This is a genomic window from Streptomyces sp. NPDC002156, assembly GCF_053593675.1.
Map to the genome: position 1 here is coordinate 1 of NZ_JBSFDA010000331.1, position 4,084 is coordinate 4,084.

The following is a 4,084-nucleotide window of genomic DNA, read 5'->3' on the forward strand; positions in this document are numbered from 1 at the left end:
TGCGGTGAGTGCGGTCAGGAGCTGGTCGCGGTCCGCGGCGACGATGCCGGCGCGTTCGTCGAATGCCGTCCTGGTCACCGCCAACGCCCGCGCCAGGCCGGGCAGGGAAGCCTCGGGGTCGTCGGAGACCCGGCGGGCCAGCCGGACCGCCTGCGCGCGCAGTGCCTGCGGCGTACGTGCCGACAGCAGGAACAGATGGGCGCCCGCCTCCTCGGCCGGCGGCTGCGCCGGGACAGGTTCGGCCGGGACAGGTTGGGCCGGGGCCGGTTGGGCCGGCGTGAACTCCTCGATGACGGCATGCGCGTTGGTGCCGCTCACGCCGAACGCCGAGACGGCTGCGCGGCGCGGGCGGCCGTTGCGCTTCCACGGCTGCGCCTCGGTCAGGAGGGAGACGGCCCCCGACGACCAGTCGACGTGCGGTGTCGGCTCGTCCACGTGGAGGGTCTGGGGCAGGGTGTTGTGGCGCAGGGCCATGACCATCTTGATGACGCCGGCCACGCCCGCCGCCGGACCCGTGTGGCCGATGTTGGACTTGACGGAGCCCAGCCACAGGGGCTGTTCGGCGGGCCGGTCCTGGCCGTAGGTGGCGAGCAGGGCCCCCGCCTCGATCGGGTCGCCCAGCGGTGTGCCGGTGCCGTGGGCGTCCACGGCGTCTATGTCTGCCGGCTCCAGGCGGGCGTTGGCCAGGGCGGCGCGGATGACGCGCTGCTGAGCGGGGCCGTTGGGGGCGGTCAGTCCGTTGGACGCGCCGTCCTGGTTGACGGCCGAGCCCCGGATGACGGCGAGCACCGGGTGGCCGTTGCGCCGCGCGTCCGACAACCGCTCCAGCAGCAGCATCCCCACGCCCTCGCCCCAGGCGGTGCCGTCGGCCGCGCCCGCGAACGCCTTCACCCGCGCGTCCGGTGCCAGCCCGCGCTGCCGGCTGAAGTCGATGAACGCCCCGGGCCCCGCCAGCACGTTCACCCCGCCCGACAGCGCCAGGGCGCAGTCGCCTTGGCGCAGCCCCTGGCAGGCCAGGTGCAGCGCCACCAGCGAGGCCGAACAGGCGGTGTCCACCGACACGGCCGGCCCCTCAAGACCCAGCACGTACGACACGCGGCCCGAGGCCACACTGCCCGCGACGCCCGTCAGCCGGTGCGCCTCGATGTCCTCGTCCGTCTGGGCCAGGAACATCCCGTAGTCGTTGGTGGCCACCCCGGTGTAGACGCCGGTGGGGGTGGAGCGCAGGGTGGTCGGGTCGATGCCGGCGCGCTCGATCGCCTCCCAGGAGGTCTCCAGCAGGAGGCGCTGCTGCGGGTCCATCGCGAGGGCCTCGCGGGGCGAGATCCCGAAGAAGTCGGCGTCGAACGCGGCGGCGTCGTAGACGAAGGCGCCCTCGCGGACGTACGAGGTGCCGGGCTGGTCGGGGTCGGGGTCGTACAGCCCGTCCAGGTCCCAGCCGCGGTCGGTGGGGAACGGGCCGATGACGCCGCGGCCGTCGGCGACCAGCCGCCACAGGTCCTCGGGCGAGCGCACCCCGCCCCCGTAGCGGCAGGCCATGGCGACCACCGCGATCGGCTCGGTGCGGGACTCGTCCTGCGCCTGCAGCCTGCGGCGGGACTCGGCCAGCTCGACCGTGGCCAGTTTCAGGTACTCGCGCAGCTTCTTTTCGTCGGACATGGCGGGGTTCACCGGCTCCTGTTGTCGATGAAGTCGAAGAGATCCTCGTCGGAGGCGTCCTCGATGCGGTCCTCGATTGCTTCGGCGATCCGCCCGCTGCCGTCTCCGGCGGCCGGGCCGGACAGCTCGGTGAGCAGCGAGGCGAGGCCGTCGAGAATCCGCCCGCGGGCCTCGCCGTCGGTCGCGGCCTCGCTGTACGCGGCGCGCAGCCGGTCGAGCTCCGCGCGCCCGGCGGGCGCTGCCTGCGTGCCGGCCGCCAGCTCCGCCCCCACGTACGCCGCGATCGCCTCGGGCGTCGGGTGGTCGAAGGCGAGGGTGACGGGCAGCCGCAGGCCGGTGGCGAGGTTGAGGCGGTTGCGCAGGTTGAGCACGCCGAGCGAGTCGAAGCCGAGCTGCTTCAGCGGGCGCCCGGGGTCCACGGCCTCGGGGCCCGGGTGCCCGAGCACGGCCGCCGCCTCGGTGCGCACCAGCGTGAGCAGGTGGCGTCCCCGGCCGGCCTCGTCCAGGTCCGCGAGGCTGCGGGCCAGTTCGGTGGCCGCCTCGGCCAGGGCGCCGACGTCGGGCAGGACGGGCAGCGCGGTGGTGGCGGGCGCCGCGCGTTCGAGCTGCTGTTGCCGCCAGGCGGCGAGCGCGGGCAGCGCATGGCGCAGCGGCGTGCCGGGCCGCACGCCCAGCGCCTGCGCGAGGCTGTCGGCGTCGCCCTCCTCCACGACCCGCCAGAACTCCTCGTCGGCCGGGTCGGCCCGCCGGGCCGCCACGGCGGCGTCGGCGTCGATCCAGAACGTCCGGCGCTGGAAGGCGTACGTCGGCAGGTCCACGGCCCTGGTCGCCTCGCCGAGCAGCGCACCCCAGTCCACGGCCACGCCCCCCGCCCACGCCTCGCCCAGCGAGAGCAGGAACTGTCCGAGCCCGCCCTCCTGACGGCGCAGCGAGCCGACCGTCAGCACCTCGCCCGCCCCGGCCTCCTCGGCGGACTGCTGCACGCCCAGCGTCAGCAGCGGGTGCGGGCTCATCTCGACGAACGCCCGGTGCCCGGCCGCCAGCAGCGTCCGGGCGGCCAGGTCGAACCGCACCGGCTCGCGCAGGTTGCCGTACCAGTACGCGGCATCCAGCCGCGCGGCGCCGGCGTCGTGCATCGCGCCGGTGACGGAGGAGCAGAACGCCACGGCGGGCGCGAGCGGCGCGAGCGGCGCGAGCGCGCTCAGCAGTTCCTCGCGGGCGGGCTCGACGTACGCCGAGTGGCCGGCCTGCGCTGCGCGCAGCCGCCGTACCCGCACGCCGTCGCCCTCGCACTCGGCCGTCAGCTCCTCGCAGGCCGCCACGTCCCCGGCGACGACCACCGACGACGGGCTGTTGACGACCGCGACCGACAGCTTGCCCTCCCAGCGGGTGAGGCGTTTCTCCAGCTCGGCGATGGGCATCGCGACCGACACCATGCCCCCGGCCGGGAGCGTGATGATCGCCTTGCCGCGCAGCGCCACCACGCGGGCGCCGTCCTCCAGCGACAGCGCGCCCGCGACGCACGCCGCCGCGATCTCGCCCTGCGAGTGGCCGACGACGGCGTCCGGGGCGACCCCGGCCGACTGCCACAGCGCGGCCAGCGACACCATCACGGCCCACAGCACCGGCTGCACGATGTCCACGCGCTCCAGCAGCCGCTCGTCGTGCAGCACCTCGGCGGGCGCGAAGTCCACGAAGGGCTCCAGCGCCTTCGCGCACTCCTCGAAGCGGGCCCGGAACACCGGGGAGGCGTCGAGGAGCCCGGCGGCCATGCCCGGCCACTGCGAGCCGTGGCCGGGAAAGACGAACACCGTCCGGTCGCGCTCACGCGCCCGACCGCGCACCGCGCCCGCCGGGGTCTCGCCACGGGCCAGGGCGTTCAGGCAGGCCAGGAGTTCCTCGCGGCCCTCCTGGGTGCGGGCGTCCGCCACGACGACGGCGCGGTGGTCGAACGCGGTGCGGGTGGTGGCCAGCGCCCGGGCGACGTGCGGCAGCGGCAGCCCGGGGCGGTCGGCAAGGTGGGCCGCGAGCCGGCCGGCCCATGCGCGCAGCGCCTGCGGTGTATGGCCGGAGAGCAGGAACGGCAGCGGCCCCCCGGCGGTGTTCTCGTGCCCGGGCGATTCTTCGAAAGCCTCGGGTTCGGCTTCCTGCGCCTGTTCGAGGATCAGGTGGGCGTTGGTGCCGCTCACGCCGAACGCCGAGACACCCGCGCGGCGCGGGCGGCCGGTCTGCGGCCAGGGCCGGGTCTCGGTCAGGAGGGAGACGGCCCCCGACGACCAGTCGACCTGCGGTGTCGGCTCGTCCACGTGGAGCGTCTTGGGCAGGGTGCTGTGGCGCAGGGCCATGACCATCTTGATGACGCCGGCGACTCCGGCGGCGGCCTGGGTGTGGCCGATGTTGGACTTGACGGAGCCCAGCCACAGGG

The 4,084-nt window shown here is 75.4% G+C and carries 2 protein-coding genes; both read right to left on the reverse strand.

The features are described from left to right. A partial coding sequence (locus ACWCRB_RS49270; RefSeq protein ID WP_451002291.1) for a type I polyketide synthase occupies positions 1 to 1,659 on the reverse strand: 1,659 nt, incomplete at its 3' end. An 8-nt stretch (positions 1,660 to 1,667) separates the two neighbouring features. After that, the coding region (locus tag ACWCRB_RS49275) for an acyltransferase domain-containing protein (protein ID WP_451002292.1) at positions 1,668 to 4,084 on the reverse strand (2,417 nt) is incomplete at its 5' end.